Raw genomic sequence first — 16628 nt, forward strand, 5'->3', positions numbered from 1 at the left:
CGATTTTTTCTATGGCTATCCCATGCACGAGCCGATTGAGAGCGACCTGCTGAGAACCTTCCTGGTCGTTACCGAGACCTCCAATTTCTCCACGGCTGCCCAGCGCATCGGGCGGACGCAATCGGCCGTCAGCAGCCAGATCAAGAGGCTCGAGGAGACGATCGGCGAAACTCTCTTCGAACGGGGCGCCCGCGGCGTGCTGCTCACGCGCCCGGGCATACAGCTCGTGCCCTATGCCCGCAGGGTCATCGATCTCTTAAGCGAGGCTGCCGCGACGATCCGCAGCAAGCCGCTGGATGGGCCGGTGCACATCGGAATTCCCGAGGAATACAGCCAGACGGTGCTGCCGGCAGCCCTAGCGGCTTTTGCCGTACGGCACCCCGCCGTCGAAGTCACGGTGTCCTGCGACTATACCGTCCGCAACATGGCCGCCCTCGAACGGGGCGAGCTCGATCTGGCCGTGGTTTTCGACTGGAGCGACCAGGCGAAAGGCGAGGTCCTGTGCATTGATCCCACAGTCTGGGTCACCTCGATGGTCCACCGGCTGCACGACATCGATCCCCTGCCTATTGCGACCTATCGCAACTCCACCTGGTGCCGCGATTATGCGCTCCGGTCGCTGGAGCAGATCGGCCGCAACTATCGGATCGCATTCATCGCCGATACGGGCTCGGGGCTGAAGAACGCCGTGACCGCAGGTCTTGCCGTCACTACGCTGTCCCGCAGCAACATCCCGCCCGGCTGCCGGGAGCTCACCGCCGAAGACGGTTTTCCGCCGGTCGATTCCTCGAAGGTCGTGCTCCGCCGGAGCACCTATCGTTCCAGCGAGGCCGTGCGCGAACTTGCCGACATGGTGCGGGACGCGTTCCAGCCTATGTCGGCGCCCCCGATGGTGTGATGCGGCGGCGCAAACGGCGCCGGGTCTCCGACGGGCTCTCGGAAAAACTCGCCCGGTAGCTTCTCGCAAAGGCAGAGGCCGAATTGAAGCCGGTCGCGGCCGCTATGTCGGCGAAAGAGGCGGTCGTCTCGATTACCCTGCGGCGCGCCGCATTCAGCCGCAGAGCGAGATAATGCACATGCGGCGGTGCGCCGATGCTCTGCTGGAAGAGATCCTGCAGATGCCGGGCGCTGATGCCCACCCTGCGGGCGAGGCGCGTGAGAATCAGAGGCTGCTCGATATGCTCCTCCATCAGTCGCACCGCCTGCGCCACGCGGGGATCGTGCATGCGCAGGCCAGCTGAGGCTGCGGAAAGCGACTCCTCGGCGTGGAATGAAGGCTGCTCGTAACGAAACAGCCGGCTGACCTCGAGCGCCAGCGAATAACCCTGCCGTTGCCGGATCACCTCCAGCATCAGATCGACGGTCGGAAGCGAACCGGAGGTCGTCAGCCTCTTGCCGTCGATGACGAAACGATCCTTGACGGCCCGCACCTCAGGATAGGCCAGCGCAAAATCCTCGTAATCCTCCCAGTGGACGGTCGCCGGCAGTCCGTCGAGCAGGCTTGCCTCCGCCAGCAGCCAGGTGCCGGACTCGATGCCGGCAATCATCGTGCGATAGCGGGCGGCCTGGGAGAGCTGCATCTTGAGCGCCGGCGTAGCACTTCGGCGCCAGTTGTAGCTGGCAAGCACGAACAGCGGCGTATCCTCGGTCGTCGCCTTGAAAGCGCCTTGCGCAGGCACGGCGATATTGCTGGTGGTCGGGACCGGTGCTCCGTCCGGCGTGAGCAGCCGCCAACGATAGAGTTCGCTGCCGGAAATGCGGTTGGCACCACGCAGCGGCTCGATAACCGAGGCGATCAGGATCAGGTTCGCGTCCGGCAGGACGAGAAGGTCGATATCGAGCCGTTCCGTCGATCGCTGCAGCAAAGCCACCTCCCTTGAGTTCCAATAATGTATCGATTGCTTCCGAAATTGCAACGCATCGCCATCCATCCTGTCGCGTAATGCTGACAAGACGAGGGAGAACAAAAGCATGCCTCTTGCGATGAACCGCGATGTTTTCATCACCTGCGCCGTCACCGGCGCCGGCGATACGGTTTCCAAATCCAGCCACGTGCCGATCACTCCCAAGCAGATTGCCGATTCCGCCATCGACGCGGCAAAGGCCGGTGCGGCGGTCGTTCACTGCCATGTCCGCGATCCGGAAACGGGTGCCGCCAGCCGCCGCAACGATCTCTACAGGGAAGTCACCGACCGCATCCGCTCGGCCGATGTCGACGTCGTCCTCAATCTCACCGCCGGCATGGGCGGGGACCTGATCTTCGGGGACGTCGAAAGTCCTCTTCCCCTCAACCCCAAGGGCACGGATATGGCGGGCGCCACCGAGCGCGTCAGCCATGTCGCCGAGTGCCTGCCTGAGATCTGCACGCTCGACTGCGGCACGATGAACTTCAACCTCGGCGACTATGTCATGACCAACACGCCGGCCATGCTGCGGGCCATGGCAAAGAAGATGACCGATCTCGGCGTCCGCCCCGAGATCGAGGCCTTCGACACCGGCCACCTCTGGTTTGCCAAGCAGCTTGCCGCGGAAGGCCTGATCGAAGACCCGGTGCTGATCCAGCTCTGCATGGGCATTCCGTGGGGTGCGCCCGATGATCTCAACACCTTCATGGCGATGGTCAACAACGTGCCTGAGAGCTGGACCTTCTCGGCCTTTTCGATCGGCCGTAACGCCATGGCCTATCCGGCGGCAGCCGTTCTGGCCGGTGGCAACGTGCGCGTCGGCCTGGAGGACAATCTCTTTGTCGGCAAGGGCCAGCTCGCCACCAATGCGCAGCTCGTCGAAAAGGCCGTGCAGGTGGTCGAGGGCATGGGTGCCCGGATCATCGGCCCGGAAGACGTTCGCAAGAAACTCAAACTGACGAAGCGCTGAGGACGGCATGACAGGGATCAACAAGGCGGCTTGTATCGGCGGCGGCGTCATTGGCGGGGGATGGATCGCGCGTTTTCTGCTGGCCGGCATCGACGTTGATGTGTTCGATCCGCATCCGGAGGCGGGCCGTATCGTCGGCGAAGTGCTCGCCAATGCCGAAAAAGCCTATGCCATGCTGACAGGTGCGCCCCTGCCGCCGCGCGGCAGGCTGACTTTCTGCAAGACGCTGGAAGAGGCTGTCGCCGGCGCCGACTGGATTCAGGAAAGCGTGCCGGAAAGGCTCGACCTCAAGCGCCGCGTCCTGACTGAGATCGATGCTGTGGCGCGCCCGGACGCCCTGATCGGCTCTTCCACCTCAGGCCTGCTGCCGACCGATCTGCAGCGCGACATGACGCATCCCGAACGCCTCTTCGTCGCCCACCCCTATAATCCCGTCTATCTCTTGCCGCTCGTCGAAATCGTCGGTGGCGAAAAAACCTCGGCGGCGACCATCCGGGCGGCGATGGAAAGACTGGCGCCGATCGGCATGAAGGGCGTCCACATCGCCAAGGAGATCGAGGCCTTTGTCGGCGACCGGCTGCTCGAAGCGCTCTGGCGCGAGGCCTTGTGGCTCATCCACGACGATATTTGCACCGTCGAGACGCTTGATGACGTCATCCGCTACTCCTTCGGCCTGCGCTGGGCGCAGATGGGCCTGTTCCAGACCTACCGCATTGCCGGCGGCGAGGCCGGCATGCGTCACTTCCTTGCCCAGTTCGGTCCATGCCTCGCCTGGCCCTGGACCAAGCTCACCGATGTCGTCGATCTCGACGATGCGCTGATCGAAAAGATCGGCCAGCAATCTGACGAACAGGCGGCCGGCCTGTCGATCCGCGAGCTTGAACGCATCCGCGACGAAAACCTCGTTGGCATCCTGCAGGCCCTCAAGGGCGGCGATGGCGGCAAGGGCTGGGGCGCCGGCAAGCTGCTGAAGGACTTCGAACAATCGCTCTGGGCGCAAGGCGGCAGGGCGGCCACGTCTTTCGATCCGTCGAAGCCGCTGAAGCTCGTCGAGACGAAGGTCGGCCCCGCCTGGGTCGACTATAACGGCCATATGACCGAGCACCGCTACCTGCAGGTTTTCGGCGATACATCAGACGCATTGCTGCGCCTCATCGGCGTCGATCTCGCCTATGTCGAGGCGGGGCGGAGCTATTACACGGTGGAAACCCACATCCGCCATCTCGGCGAGGCAAAGCTCGGCCAGGCGATCCATTCGACCTGCCAGATCCTTGGTGTCGACGACAAGCGGCTGCATGTCTTCCACACCCTGTATGACACGGCGACGGGGGAAGCTCTGGCAACCGCCGAGCACATGTTGCTGCATGTCGACAGCAAGGCCGGCAAGGCCACGCCGGCGCCGGCCGTCATTCTCGACAAGGTCAAGGCGATTGCCGAAGCGCATGCGAATTTGGCCGCGCCTGAAGGCGTCGGCCGTCACGTCGGCCAGAAACGGTAGGAGGATCGGCATGAATTTCGGACTGAGCGAAGAACAGGAAATGATCGTCGAGACGGTCCGCGCCTTCGTCGAAACCGAAATCTATCCGCATGAAAACGAGGTCGAGCGCAGCGGCATCGTCCCGCCGGAGCTCGGAGACGAGATCCGGCGCAAAAGCATCGATCTTGGCTTCTACGCCTGCAATTTCCCGGAAGAAGTCGGCGGCGCCGGCCTCGACCATGTCACCTTCACGCTGGTCGAACGGGAGCTTGGACGCGGTTCCCTCGGGCTGACGGTTTTCTTCGGCCGGCCATCCGGCATCCTGATGGCCTGCGAGGGCGAGCAGCGTGAGCGCTATCTCCTGCCTGCGGTGCGCGGCGAGAAGATCGATGCGCTCGCCATCACCGAGCCGGACGCCGGTTCTGATATGCGCGGCATGAAATGCGCCGCCCGCCGCGACGGCAGCGATTTCGTCCTCAACGGCACCAAACATTTCATCTCCCATGCCGATGTCGCCGATTTCGTCATTGTCTTTGCCGCGACGGGCGAGGAGGAAACGCCGAAAGGTATCAAGAAGAAGATCACCGCCTTCCTGGTGGATCGTGGCACGCCGGGTTTCGAGATCCTCAAGGGCTACGATTCCGTTTCGCATCGCGGCTACCACAACTCAACGCTCAGCTTCGAGGATTGCCGGATTCCCGAAGCCCAAGTGCTGGGCGAGGTGCATCGCGGCTTCGATATTGCCAATCAATGGCTCTACGGCACGCGGCTGACGGTTGCCGCCACCTGCGTCGGCCGGGCGCGGCGCGTCTTCGACATGACGCTGCCCTATGCCGCCGAGCGCAAGCAGTTCGGCAAGCCGATCGGCGCCAATCAGGGCGTGTCGTTCAAGCTCGCCGATATGATTACCGAAATCGACGCCGCCGACTGGCTGACCCTTGCCGCCGCGTGGCGGCTCGATGCCGGCCTTCCCGCAGACCGGCAGATCGCCTCGGCCAAGCTTTATTCCTCCGAAATGCTGGCCCGGGTCACCGATGAAGCGATCCAGATCTTCGGCGGCATGGGCCTGATGGACGACCTGCCGCTCGCCCGCTTCTGGCGCGATGCGCGCGTCGAGCGCATCTGGGACGGCACCTCCGAAATCCAGCGGCATATCATCAGCCGCGACCTGCTTCGACCCTTGGGAGCGTGAGCCGATGACGCCTCGCCCACTCGACCGCCTGCTCAGACCGCAAACGATCGCCGTCTTCGGTGGCCGCGAGGCGCGCAGGGTGATCGAGCAATGCGACCGCATGGGTTTCGCCGGCGAGATCTGGCCCGTCCATCCGAAACTCGACGAAGTGCTCGGGCGGCCCTGCTATCGCTCCGTATCCGATCTGCCTTCGGCGCCGGATGCCGCCTTCGTCGGCGTCAACAGGATGCTGACCGTCGAGATTGTCCGCAGCCTTTCTGAGGCCGGTGCCGGCGGGGCGGTCTGTTACGCGTCGGGTTTCAGCGAGGCGACGGCGGAACTCGGCGACGGCGCCGAGCTGCAGCAGGCCCTGCTGGACGCAGCCGGCGACATGCCGATCCTGGGGCCGAATTGCTACGGGCTGATCAACGGTCTCGACGGTGCGCTGCTCTGGCCCGATCAGCATGGCATGCAGCGTATCGAACGTGGCGTTGCGATCCTCACGCAATCTTCGAATATCGCCATCAACCTGACCATGCAGACCCGCGGCGTGCCGATCGCCTATGTGTTGACGGCCGGCAACCAGGCCCAGACATCGCTTGCCGATGTCGCCTGCGCACTGATCGATGACCCGCGCGTCACGGCGGTCGGCCTTCATGTCGAAGGCTTCGGCGATCTCTCTGCACTCGAACGCCTGGCCGCCATGGCCCGGCGGACGAGGAAGCCCGTCGTCGTGCTGAAGGTCGGCAGATCCGAGCAGGCAAAACGCGCGGCGGTTTCGCATACCGCCTCGCTCGCCGGCAGCGATGCAGTCGCAGACGCCGTGCTCGCCCGCCTCGGCCTTGGCCGTGTCCAGACCTTGCCGGCGCTGCTCGAAACCTTGAAGCTGCTGCATGTCGCCGGCCCGCTCGCAAGCCATTCGATCTCGTCGATGAGCTGTTCCGGTGGCGAAGCCTCGCTGATGGCGGATGCCGCCGTCGGTCGCAACGTGGAATTCCCCGCGCTGCAGCCACAACAATTACCCCGTCTGCGGCGGGTCCTCGGCGAGATGGTGACGCTGTCCAATCCGCTCGATTACCACACATTCGCGTGGGGTGATCTTGCACGCCAGACCGAAGCCTTCAGCGCCATGTTCGAGGGCGGCTATGCCCTCAATCTCGTCGTCCTCGACTTCCCCCGCGGTGACCGCTGCGATCCGTCCGAATGGGCGATGACGGCAGACGCGGTCATGACGGCCGCTGCAGCAACCGGTGCGTTGGCCGGCCTTCTGGCAACCCTTCCGGAAAACATGCCGGAGCCCATCGCCGATCGGCTGATGGCAAATGGCATCATTGCCTTCTGCGGTATCGACGAGACCATCACGGCAGCGGAAGTTGCCGCCGGCATCGGCCAGGCGTGGGATCGCCCGCCTCCCCTGGCGCTGCTCGATGTGTCCTTTATGGATGGCGAGATCGAGACGTTGACGGAAGCCGATGCGAAGGCTGAGCTTGCCGCCTTCGGCCTTCCGACTCCCCAGGGCCTGTTGGCCTCCTCTCCCGGTCAAGCGGCCGAGCAGGCTGAGCGGCTCGGCTTTCCCGTCGTGCTGAAAGCGCTCGGCATCGCACACAAGACCGAGGCCGGGGCCGTCGCACTCAACCTAAAGGATACTCAGGCGGTGTCGAATGCGGCGGCGGCAATGCCGCCGAATGCCGGTTATCTCGTCGAGAAAATGGTTGATCCGCCGGTTGCCGAGCTCATTGTCGGCGCCATCCGCGACCCTGTCTTCGGATTGTCGCTCACGCTTGGAGCCGGCGGAATCTTCGTTGAATTGCTTGAAGATTCCATCATCCTGCCCCTTCCGGCGACGAAAACTGACATTCACGCAGCGATTTCGCGTCTCAAGCTTGCAAAATTGATCTATGGCTATCGCGGGCGGCCAAAAGGCGACCTCGAAGCCGCTGTCGGTGCTGTCTCAGCAGCGGCAGATTATGTCGTAAGGAACGCGGCATGCCTGGAGGAACTGGACATTAATCCGTTGATGGTTCTTCCCGAAGGGCTTGGCGTTGCCGCAGTCGATGCTCTGATACGGCGGAGGAGGTAGCATAGGTTGAGCGACCACATTCGCACACGACATGACGGCGGAGTACTCGAAGTCGTCATCCACCGGCCGAAGGCGAATGCCATCGACCTTGCGACCAGCCGCGCCCTGGGGTTGATATTCCGAGATTTCCGCGACGATCCGGCATTGCGTGTCGCCATCGTCTCGGGCGCCGGCGAGAAATTTTTCTGTGCCGGCTGGGATCTCAAGGCGGCCGCATCAGGTGATGCGGTCGACGGAGATTACGGCGTCGGCGGCTTCGGTGGGCTGCAGGAACTGCGCGACCTCAACAAGCCGGTCATCTCAGCGATCAACGGTATCTGTTGCGGCGGCGGTCTGGAGATCGCGCTGTCGACCGACCTGATCCTCGCCGCCGAACATGCGACCTTTGCCCTGCCGGAAATCCGCTCGGGGACGGTCGCCGATGCGGCTTCCATCAAGTTGCCGAAACGCATCCCCTACCACATCGCCATGGACATGCTTTTGACCGGGCGCTGGCTCGACGTTCACGAGGCGCATCGCTGGGGTTTCGTCAACGAGGTCCTGCCGGCCGAGCGGCTGATGGAGAGAGCATGGGAGCTTGCCCGGCTGCTCGAGAGCGGGCCGCCGCTCGTCTATGCGGCCATCAAGGAAATCGTGCGCGAAACGGAGGGTTCGACGTTCCAGACTGCCATGAACAAGGTCACCAAGCGGCAGTTTGCGACGGTCGACAGGCTCTATTCGAGCGAGGACCAATTGGAAGGCGCACGGGCCTTCGCCGAGAAGCGAAGCCCCATTTGGAAAGGAAAATAACCAGGCGGCAGCAACCGCACTGTTTTCCCGCATGATGCGGGCACCGGAGGTGGAGAGGAAACCGCCTGCGGACCTGCCCGGAAGTTCTGTCAACGCACCATAAAGAAGGAACTGGGGAATGAACGACTATACGAAATATCTCACAAGCCGCGTCACCGCCGGCGGGCTCAGCCGCCGCGAATTCATGGGACGCGCCATGGCGGCGGGCATCACACTTGCCGTCGCCGACAAGCTCTTTACCGAAAGTGCGCAAGCTGCCGAACCGAAGCGCGGCGGCCACCTGAAGCTCGGCCTCGAAGGTGGTGCGGCCACCGATTCCAACGATCCGGCAAAATTCCTGTCGCAGGTCATGTTCTGCATCGGCCGCTGCTGGGGGGACATGCTGGTCGAGTCCGATCCGCTGACGGGTGCTGCCGTGCCGGCGCTCGCCGAATCCTGGGAGCCCTCGAAGGACGCGGCGACCTGGACCTTCAAGATCCGCAAGGGCGTCAAGTTCCACAATGGCAAGGAACTGACGATCGACGACGTTGTTGCGACGCTGAAGCGTCATACCGATGCGAAGTCGGAATCCGGCGCGCTCGGTGTTCTCGGCTCGATCAAGGAGATCAAGGCCGACGGCGGCAATCTCGTCTTGACGCTCAGCGAAGGCAATGCCGACATGCCGCTGCTGCTGTCGGACTACCATCTGGTCATCCAGCCGAACGGCGGCGTCGATGATCCGCTGGCGTCGATCGGCACCGGCCCCTACAAGATGACGAGCTTCGAGCCCGGCGTCCGCGCCACCTTTGAAAGAAACAAGGACGACTGGCGCACCGACCGAGGTTATGTCGATTCGATCGAAATCATCGGCATGAATGATGCGACCGCTCGCATCGCCGCACTTTCGTCCGGCCAGGTGCACTACATCAACCGCGTTGACCCGAAGACCGTCAGCCTCTTGAAGCGTGCCCCGAACGTCGAGATTCTCTCGACTGCCGGTCGCGGCCACTATGTCTTCATCATGCACTGCGACAAGGCGCCGTTCGACAATAACGACCTGCGCCTGGCCCTCAAATACGCCATGGACCGCGAGACCATGGTGCAGAAGATCCTGGGCGGCTACGGCAAGGTCGGCAACGATTTCCCGATCAACAACACCTATGCACTGTTCCCCGAAGGCATCGAGCAGCGCACCTACGATCCCGACAAGGCTGCCTTCCACTTCAAGAAATCGGGCCATAGCGGCTCGGTCCTCCTGCGCACTTCCGAAGTCGCCTTCCCCGGCGCCGTCGATGCGGCCGTCCTCTATCAGGAAAGCTGCAAGAAGGCCGGGATCGAGATCGAGGTCAAGCGCGAACCGGGCGACGGCTACTGGACCAACGTCTGGAACGTCCAGCCCTTCTCGACCTCCTACTGGGGTGGTCGCCCGACGCAGGACCAGATGTATTCCACCGCCTATCTCTCGACGGCGGACTGGAACGACACCAAGTTTAAGCGCCCTGACTTCGACAAGCTGCTGCTGCAGGCCCGCTCCGAGCTTGATGAAGCCAAGCGCAAGGACATGTATCGCACCATGGCGATGACGGTGCGCGACGAGGGTGGGGTGATCCTGCCGATGTTCAACGACTTCGTGAACGCCTCCACCAAGCAGGTGAAGGGTTATGTCCACGACATCGGCAACGACATGTCGAACGGCTACGTCGCGACCCGCGTCTGGCTGGACGCCTGATGGCAAGGGGCGTATGCCCCTCCGATCTCTAACGAAGCCGGGACCGTGGGATGAAAACCCGCGGTCCTCCCGACGTTTTAGCGCGAGGTCCTCGCCATGACCAATCCTGCCCCAAGCATCTTGCCCGGCCTCAGGTTCCGGCAGCGTTTTCCGCTGCTTGCCCTCATCCTCGAGCGCTTCGTGCTCAGCCTCGTCCTGCTTTTTGCCGTCTCCATCCTGATCTTCGGCGGCCTGGAAGCTTTGCCCGGCGATTTTGCCACAACCTATCTCGGCCAGTCGGCGACGCCGCAGGCCGTCGCCAATATTCGAGAGGATCTCGGGCTGAACCGCCCGATCATCACGCGCTACGTCGAGTGGCTCGGCAACGCCGTCCAGGGTGACTTCGGCACGTCCTGGGCCAGCAAGAATTCGGTGAGCGAACAGATCGGCAAGCGCCTCGGCAATTCGCTGTTCCTGGCGGGTTTCGCAGCGGTGATATCCGTGCCGCTCGCGGTCGGCCTCGGCATGCTGTCGGTGCATTTCCGTAACCGCCTGCCGGATAAGATCATCAACGTGATTTCGCTTGCGGCGATCTCGCTGCCGGAATTCTTCATCGGCTACCTGCTGATCCTCTTCTTCGCGGTGAACCTTGGCATGGCCACCTTTCCGGCGACCGTCTATGACAGCATGGGTTTCGTCGAGCGGTTGAAGGCGATCGCGCTGCCGACGGCGACCCTCGTGCTCGTCGTCCTCGCGCATATGATGCGCATGACGCGGGCGGCAATCCTCTCCGTCATGTCCTCCGCTTACATGGAGACCGCAGAGCTGAAGGGCCTCAGCGCCTTCCGCGCGATCGTCAAGCATGCCGCACCCAATGCGCTGGCGCCGATCATCAATGTCATCGCGCTGAACCTTGCCTATCTCGTGGTCGGCGTCGTCGTTGTCGAAGTGGTCTTTGTCTATCCCGGCATGGGGCAATATATGGTCGATGCGGTCACCGTGCGCGACATGCCGGTCGTGCAGGCCTGCGGCCTGATCTTCGCCGCCGTCTACATCTTCCTCAATATGACGGCGGATATCCTCGCGATTATCGCCAATCCCCGGCTGAGGCATCCGCGATGAGATTGAGAGACATCCCCATCACCGCCTGGATCGGCATGGCCGGTATCGCCATCGCCTTCATCTTCGCAATCTTCGCACCCTGGCTCGCCCCCTATGGCGAGACGCAGGTCGTCGGCGACGTCTGGCAGCTGCCGGATAATCAATATATCTTCGGTCTCGACAATCTCGGTCGCGATATCTTCTCGCGCCTGATCTACGGCGCGCGCACGACGCTGACGGTCGCATCCGCGGCCACCATCATCTCCTTCTCGCTCGGCATCATCCTCAGCTTCACCGCCGCTGTCTCGCGCGGCGTTATCGACACCGTCCTGTCACGCTTCAATGATCTGATGATGTCGATCCCGACGCTGATCTTCGCGCTCGTCGTTCTTGCGGTGCTGCCGCAAAACATCGTCGTGCTGATCCTTGTCATGGCGATCCTCGACTCCACTCGCGTCTATCGTCTCGGCCGTGCGGTGGCGCTTGATGTCGCCGTGATGGAATTCGTCGAGGCGGCGACGCTGCGCGGCGAAGGCAAGCTCTGGATCATCTTCCGCGAGATCCTGCCGAACACGCTGTCGCCGCTGCTGGCAGAGTTCGGGCTGCGCTTCGCCTTCTCGATCCTGTTCCTGTCGACGCTCTCCTTCCTCGGCCTCGGCATTCAGCCGCCGGCGGCCGATTGGGGCGGCATGGTCAAGGACAACAAGGACGGCATCATCTTCGGCATCTCGGCAGCGCTGGTGCCGGGCACGGCGATTGCCGTGCTGGCCGTCTGCGTCAACCTCGTCGTCGACTGGCTTCTGAAACGCACATCCAGCCTCAAGGGAGGGCGCGGCGATGCCTGAGCTTCTTTCCGTTCGCAATCTGAAGATCGAAGCAACGAGCTATCCGCCGGGCGAACCGCCCAAGCGGGTGACGATCGTCGACGGCGTTTCCTTCGACCTCAAGAAGGGCAAGGTTCTCGGCCTGATCGGGGAATCGGGCGCCGGCAAATCGACGATCGGTCTCTCCGCACTCGCCTATGGCCGGGGCGGCGCCGAAATCACCGGCGGCGAGGTCTTGCTCGACGGCGACAATATCCTCGCGCTCGGCAAGAACGGCATCCGCCAGATCCGCGGCGCGCGGGTCTGCTATGTCGCGCAGTCGGCAGCCGCTGCCTTCAATCCGGCGCATCGGCTCGGCGATCAGGTGATCGAAGCTTCGGTCAAACATGGATTGATGACCAAGGACAAGGCGCGTGCGCGAGCGCTTTATCTGTTCGGGGTTCTCGGCCTGCCCAATCCCGAAACCTTCGGCGAGCGTTTTCCCCACCAGGTCTCCGGTGGCCAGCTGCAGCGGGCGATGACGGCGATGGCGCTCTGCTCCAACCCCGAACTCATCGTTTTCGACGAGCCGACAACGGCGCTCGACGTCACCACGCAGATCGACGTGCTGGCGGCGATCAAGCATGCCATCGAGGAAACGCACACGGCCGCCCTCTACATCACCCACGACCTTGCCGTCGTCGCCCAGATCTCGGACGACATCATGGTTCTGCGTTATGGCAAGCAGGTCGAATATGGCAGCGTCCAGCAGATCATCGAGGCGCCGCGGGAGGATTATACGCGCGCCCTCGTCAATGTCAGGCAGGCCTATCGCGAGGAAGCCGCCGACCAGTCTGCAGCACTTCTCAAGGTGGAAAATGTCAGTGCCGAATATTCCAACGGTTTCAAGGTGCTGCACGATGTCACGCTGCACGTGCCGAAGGGGCAGACGCTTGCGGTCGTCGGTGAATCCGGTTCGGGCAAATCGACGCTAGCGCGCGTCATTACCGGCCTCCTGCCGCCGAGCAGCGGGCGCGTCGTCTTTGACGGCAAACCGCTGATGCCGGGTCTGAAGAGCCGGCCGAACGACGATCTGAGGCGCATCCAGCTGATCTACCAGATGGCCGATACCGCGATGAACCCGCGCCAGACGGTCCGCGACATCATCGGCCGGCCGCTCACCTTCTATTATGGCCTGAGGGGTGCTGAGAAGACGGCAAGGGTGAAGGAGTTGCTCGACCAGATCGAGATGGGCAAGGGCTTCGTCGATCGCTACCCGGCCGAACTTTCCGGCGGCCAGAAGCAGCGGGTGGCGATCGCAAGAGCGCTTGCCGCCAAGCCCGAACTCATCCTCTGCGACGAGCCGACCTCGGCGCTCGACCCGCTGGTGGCGGAGGGTATCCTCAAGCTGCTTCTGCGCCTGCAGGAGGAAGAACAGCTGTCCTATGTCTTCATCACGCACGACATCGCCATCGTCCGGGCGATTGCCGACAGCGTGGCGGTGATGCATCGCGGCAAGCTGGTGCGGTTCGGTCCGAAATCGACTGCGCTATCGCCGCCCTTTGACGACTACACCGATCTGCTGTTGAAATCCGTGCCGGAAATGGAAATCGGCTGGCTGGAACGGGTGCTTGCCACGCGGCGCATGGAGAGCGCCGGTAACTGACTTGACGAGGGCCGAACCCTCGTCTCATGGAATATGCATCAAGGAATGAGCATGACCTCGCGCGGCTTCACCACCATCGAGAATGAATGGATTATACTGAAGGATGGGACGCGGCTTGCCGCGCGCATCTGGATGCCGGATGGTGCGGAGAAAGATCCCGTTCCCGCCGTCTTCGAATTCCTGCCCTATCGCAAGCGGGATGGAACCAGCCTCAGGGATGAGTCGACCTACCCGGTATTCGCGGCCGCAGGCATTGCCGGCGTGCGCGTCGACATCCGCGGATCCGGAGAATCCGACGGCGTCATCGACGGCGAATATACCGAATGCGAGCTTGCCAATGCCTGCGAGCTGATCGCCTGGATTGCCGCGCAGCCATGGTCGAACGGCGCGGTTGGCATGATGGGCATCTCCTGGGGCGGCTTCAACAGCCTGCAGGTCGCAGCATTGCGCCCGCCGGCGCTGAAGGCCGTCATATCGATCGCCTCGACCGTCGACCGCTACAATGACGACATCCACTACAAGAACGGCTGCCATCTCTCCGCCCAGCTCTCATGGGCCGCAACGATGCTCGGTTACCAGTCGCGCCCGCCCGACCCCGCACTCATCGGCGAACGCTGGAAGGAAATGTGGCTGGAACGCCTGGCAGGCGAACCCTTCTTCATGGAGGAGTGGCTGGCCCATCAGCGGCGCGATGACTTCTGGCGTCATGGCTCGATCTCAGAGGATTTTTCGAGCGTGGAGATCCCGACGCTGGTGATTGCCGGCTGGGCCGACGGCTACCGCAACACGCCGTTGATGGCGGTCGAAGGCCTGGGCGACAAGGCCAAGGCGCTGATCGGCCCCTGGGTCCACAAATATCCGCACTTCGCCTGGCCGAAGCCGCGCACCGATTTTCATGGCGAGGCGATCGCCTGGTGGAACAAATGGCTACGGGGCGAGGATAACGGCATCGACGGCTTGCCGCAGGCTCGCGCCTATATTCTCGATGCCGTCCGCCCTGCCCCGCGACGTGACAGCGATCCGGGCTTCTGGGTCGCCAAGGACGTCTGGTCGCCGCCACAGATGCAGTGCTTCTATGTCGAGCAGTTCGGCAAGCTGACGGAAGGCATGCCGATCCCGCACGCGCCCGAACATTCCGTCTATCTCCGCTCTCCGCTCGACACCGGGACGGCATCCGGTGAATATTTCACGCTGAAGCCCGACGCCGAAATGGCGATCGATCAGCGCTCGGACGATGCCGGCTCGCTGGTCTTCGATACGATGCCGCTTGCTGGCGATTACGACTATCTCGGCCGGCCCGTGCTCACGCTTGCGCTGCGCTCTCGGGCGGCGGGCGGAAATCTCTGCGCCCGGCTCATCGATGCCCATCCGGATGGCACGGCAACACGTGTCGCCTTCGGCGTCGTCAATCTCACTCACCGGGACGGCAATGCAGATCCCAAGCCGCTGACACCAGGCGAGAAGGTGTCGATCCGGCTCGTGCTCGATGCCTGCGGTTATCGCTTCCGCAAGGGGCATCGCATCCGCCTTTCGCTTTCTACCGCATATTGGCCGATGATCCTGCCGCCGCCTGATGACGAAGGCATCGAGGTCGATATCGCGGCACTCGGCCTGGGACTGCCGATGCTCGGCGAGCACCAGCGGATCGACATCAAGGAACCGGCCAATCCCGATCCGCTGCCGAAATACATCGAGCATGCGGCGGCCGCGACGAAGCGGCAGGTCGTCCGCGACCTCTCGGCCAACCGGACGGAGTATCACATCCACGAGGATACCGGGCTCGCCGAACACCCTGAGACAGGTCTCTCGACCCGGCAATTGCGGGAGGAGGTCTGGTCGATTTCACCCGATAATCCGCTGTCGATGACCGGGGCATCGACCTGGACCTGCGACATGCGCCGCCCCGGCTGGTTCATCCGCACGGTGGCGACCGCGCGCATTGCCTGCACCCGGAGCGACTGGATCATCAGCGCTGTCGTCACCGCTTTCGAGGACGACGTGCAGATCTTCGAAAAGGTCTTCGCGGAAAAACGGATCGCGCGCGACCTGATGTGATCGTCAGGCCGCCACAAAACGCTTTATGGCTTCGCAGACGGCGCGGAAGCCGTCGCGTGCGCCATCGCTCATGTGACGGGCGCGCAGCCAGGCATGCACCATCTGCGGCTCCTCCCGGAACCAGACGTCGACGCCCTCCGCGGTGAGCCGGGCGGCATAGTGCCGGCCCTCGTCCCGAAGCGGATCGAAATGCGCGACCGTGATGAAGGCCGGCGGCAGTCCGGCAAGTGAAGCTGCATGCAGCGGCTCGGCGATCTCATTGCCTGCCGGTGCCTGCAGGATCTCGCGGTAATAGGCGACATCCGCCGTCGTCAGGCCCGGCGCCGCGGCCATTTCGACGTAAGAGCCTGCGGCAAGGTCACCGCCCAGCGCCGGATAGATCAGGACTTGGCCGACGACGCCGGACAGACCTTCGTCGCGCGCCCGCAATGCAAGGCCCGCCGCAAGATTGGCCCCGGCGCTGTCGCCGATGAGCACGACCTTGCTGTTGGCGGAAAGCAGATGCTTCAACACGGTAAAGCCGTCATCCGTCTGCGCCGGCCAGCGATATTCAGGGGCCAGCCGGTAATCGACCGAAACGAGTTCCGCGCCGGCAAAATCGGCAATCTCGGCGCAGATGGCATGATGGCTCTCGAGCGAACCGACAACGAAGCCGCCGCCATGAAGATAGAGCAGAATGGTGCGCGTGCTAATTTTCCGCGGACGGTAGCGCCGGATCGGTATGCGCTGAAGCATGCCGTCCGCAAAGATCATCTCCGGGGGCAGCGGGCGGTCAAAGCGCGCGCAAAGAGCGTCGTACCAATGTCGCTGCTGTTCGATCGATGCTCGAACGGCGTCTGGCGGATAGAAGGAATCGCAAATCGCCAGAAACTGCAGGATGCCCCTTTCAGTGGGGGCAGGCGGTTGAGCGGACATGGAGGTCCTT

Annotated in this window: 13 protein-coding genes; 11 read left to right on the top strand and 2 right to left on the bottom strand. The window is 63.1% G+C overall.

The features are described from left to right. The first annotated feature begins 22 nt into the window (after nt 1–22). On the top strand, nt 23–898 hold the full coding sequence (locus CUJ84_RS37240; protein WP_105010418.1) for a LysR substrate-binding domain-containing protein: 876 nt from the start codon (nt 23–25) through the stop codon (nt 896–898). On the opposite strand, the gene CUJ84_RS37245 is transcribed toward CUJ84_RS37240, so the two are convergent. Beyond that, complete coding sequence (locus tag CUJ84_RS37245; RefSeq protein ID WP_105010508.1) at nt 873–1931, bottom strand: GlxA family transcriptional regulator; 1059 nt, start codon at nt 1929–1931, stop codon at nt 873–875. The genes CUJ84_RS37240 and CUJ84_RS37245 overlap by 26 nt on opposite strands. A 40-nt stretch (nt 1932–1971) precedes the next feature. Between CUJ84_RS37245 and CUJ84_RS37250 the strand changes: the two genes are divergently transcribed. The 10 genes from CUJ84_RS37250 to CUJ84_RS37295 all read left to right on the top strand — a co-directional run bounded on the left by CUJ84_RS37250 (nt 1972) and on the right by CUJ84_RS37295 (nt 15703). After that, nucleotides 1972–2874: a 3-keto-5-aminohexanoate cleavage protein gene (locus CUJ84_RS37250; RefSeq protein WP_105010419.1), complete on the top strand. Its 903-nt coding sequence runs from the start codon at nt 1972–1974 to the stop codon at nt 2872–2874. Nucleotides 2875–2881: 7 nt separating this feature from the next. Beyond that, entirely contained in the window at nt 2882–4372 is a 1491-nt protein-coding gene (locus tag CUJ84_RS37255; RefSeq protein ID WP_105010420.1) for a carnitine 3-dehydrogenase, read from the top strand. Between the two features lie 10 nt (nt 4373–4382). Continuing rightward, nucleotides 4383–5543, top strand: coding sequence for an acyl-CoA dehydrogenase family protein (locus CUJ84_RS37260; protein ID WP_105010421.1), 1161 nt, complete (start codon nt 4383–4385; stop codon nt 5541–5543). 4 nt (nt 5544–5547) lie between these two features. Beyond that, nucleotides 5548–7602, top strand: a complete 2055-nt coding sequence (locus tag CUJ84_RS37265; protein WP_105010422.1) for an acetate--CoA ligase family protein — start codon at nt 5548–5550, stop codon at nt 7600–7602. A 6-nt stretch (nt 7603–7608) separates the two neighbouring features. Next, a complete protein-coding gene (locus CUJ84_RS37270) occupies nt 7609–8391 on the top strand; it encodes a carnitinyl-CoA dehydratase (protein ID WP_105010423.1) in 783 nt (260 codons plus the stop codon). A gap of 118 nt (nt 8392–8509) precedes the next feature. After that, complete coding sequence (locus tag CUJ84_RS37275) at nt 8510–10099, top strand: ABC transporter substrate-binding protein (protein ID WP_018070711.1); 1590 nt, start codon at nt 8510–8512, stop codon at nt 10097–10099. Nucleotides 10100–10195: 96 nt separating this feature from the next. After that, complete coding sequence (locus CUJ84_RS37280) at nt 10196–11200, top strand: ABC transporter permease (RefSeq protein WP_105010424.1); 1005 nt, start codon at nt 10196–10198, stop codon at nt 11198–11200. Beyond that, nucleotides 11197–12024: an ABC transporter permease gene (locus CUJ84_RS37285; protein ID WP_018070709.1), complete on the top strand. Its 828-nt coding sequence runs from the start codon at nt 11197–11199 to the stop codon at nt 12022–12024. The genes CUJ84_RS37280 and CUJ84_RS37285 overlap by 4 nt, the downstream gene beginning before the upstream one ends. After that, the gene (locus CUJ84_RS37290; protein WP_105010425.1) at nt 12017–13648 is read left to right on the top strand and encodes an ABC transporter ATP-binding protein; all 1632 of its coding nucleotides are present in this window, start codon (nt 12017–12019) and stop codon (nt 13646–13648) included. The genes CUJ84_RS37285 and CUJ84_RS37290 overlap by 8 nt, the downstream gene beginning before the upstream one ends. Nucleotides 13649–13699: 51 nt before the next feature. Next, on the top strand, nt 13700–15703 hold the full coding sequence (locus CUJ84_RS37295) for a CocE/NonD family hydrolase (RefSeq protein WP_105010509.1): 2004 nt from the start codon (nt 13700–13702) through the stop codon (nt 15701–15703). A gap of 3 nt (nt 15704–15706) precedes the next feature. On the opposite strand, the gene CUJ84_RS37300 is transcribed toward CUJ84_RS37295, so the two are convergent. Next, nucleotides 15707–16618, bottom strand: coding sequence for an alpha/beta hydrolase (locus CUJ84_RS37300; protein WP_105010426.1), 912 nt, complete (start codon nt 16616–16618; stop codon nt 15707–15709). Nucleotides 16619–16628 lie beyond the last annotated feature (10 nt).

The sequence above is a fragment of the Rhizobium leguminosarum genome (assembly GCF_002953715.1).
Classification (GTDB): domain Bacteria; phylum Pseudomonadota; class Alphaproteobacteria; order Rhizobiales; family Rhizobiaceae; genus Rhizobium; species Rhizobium leguminosarum_V.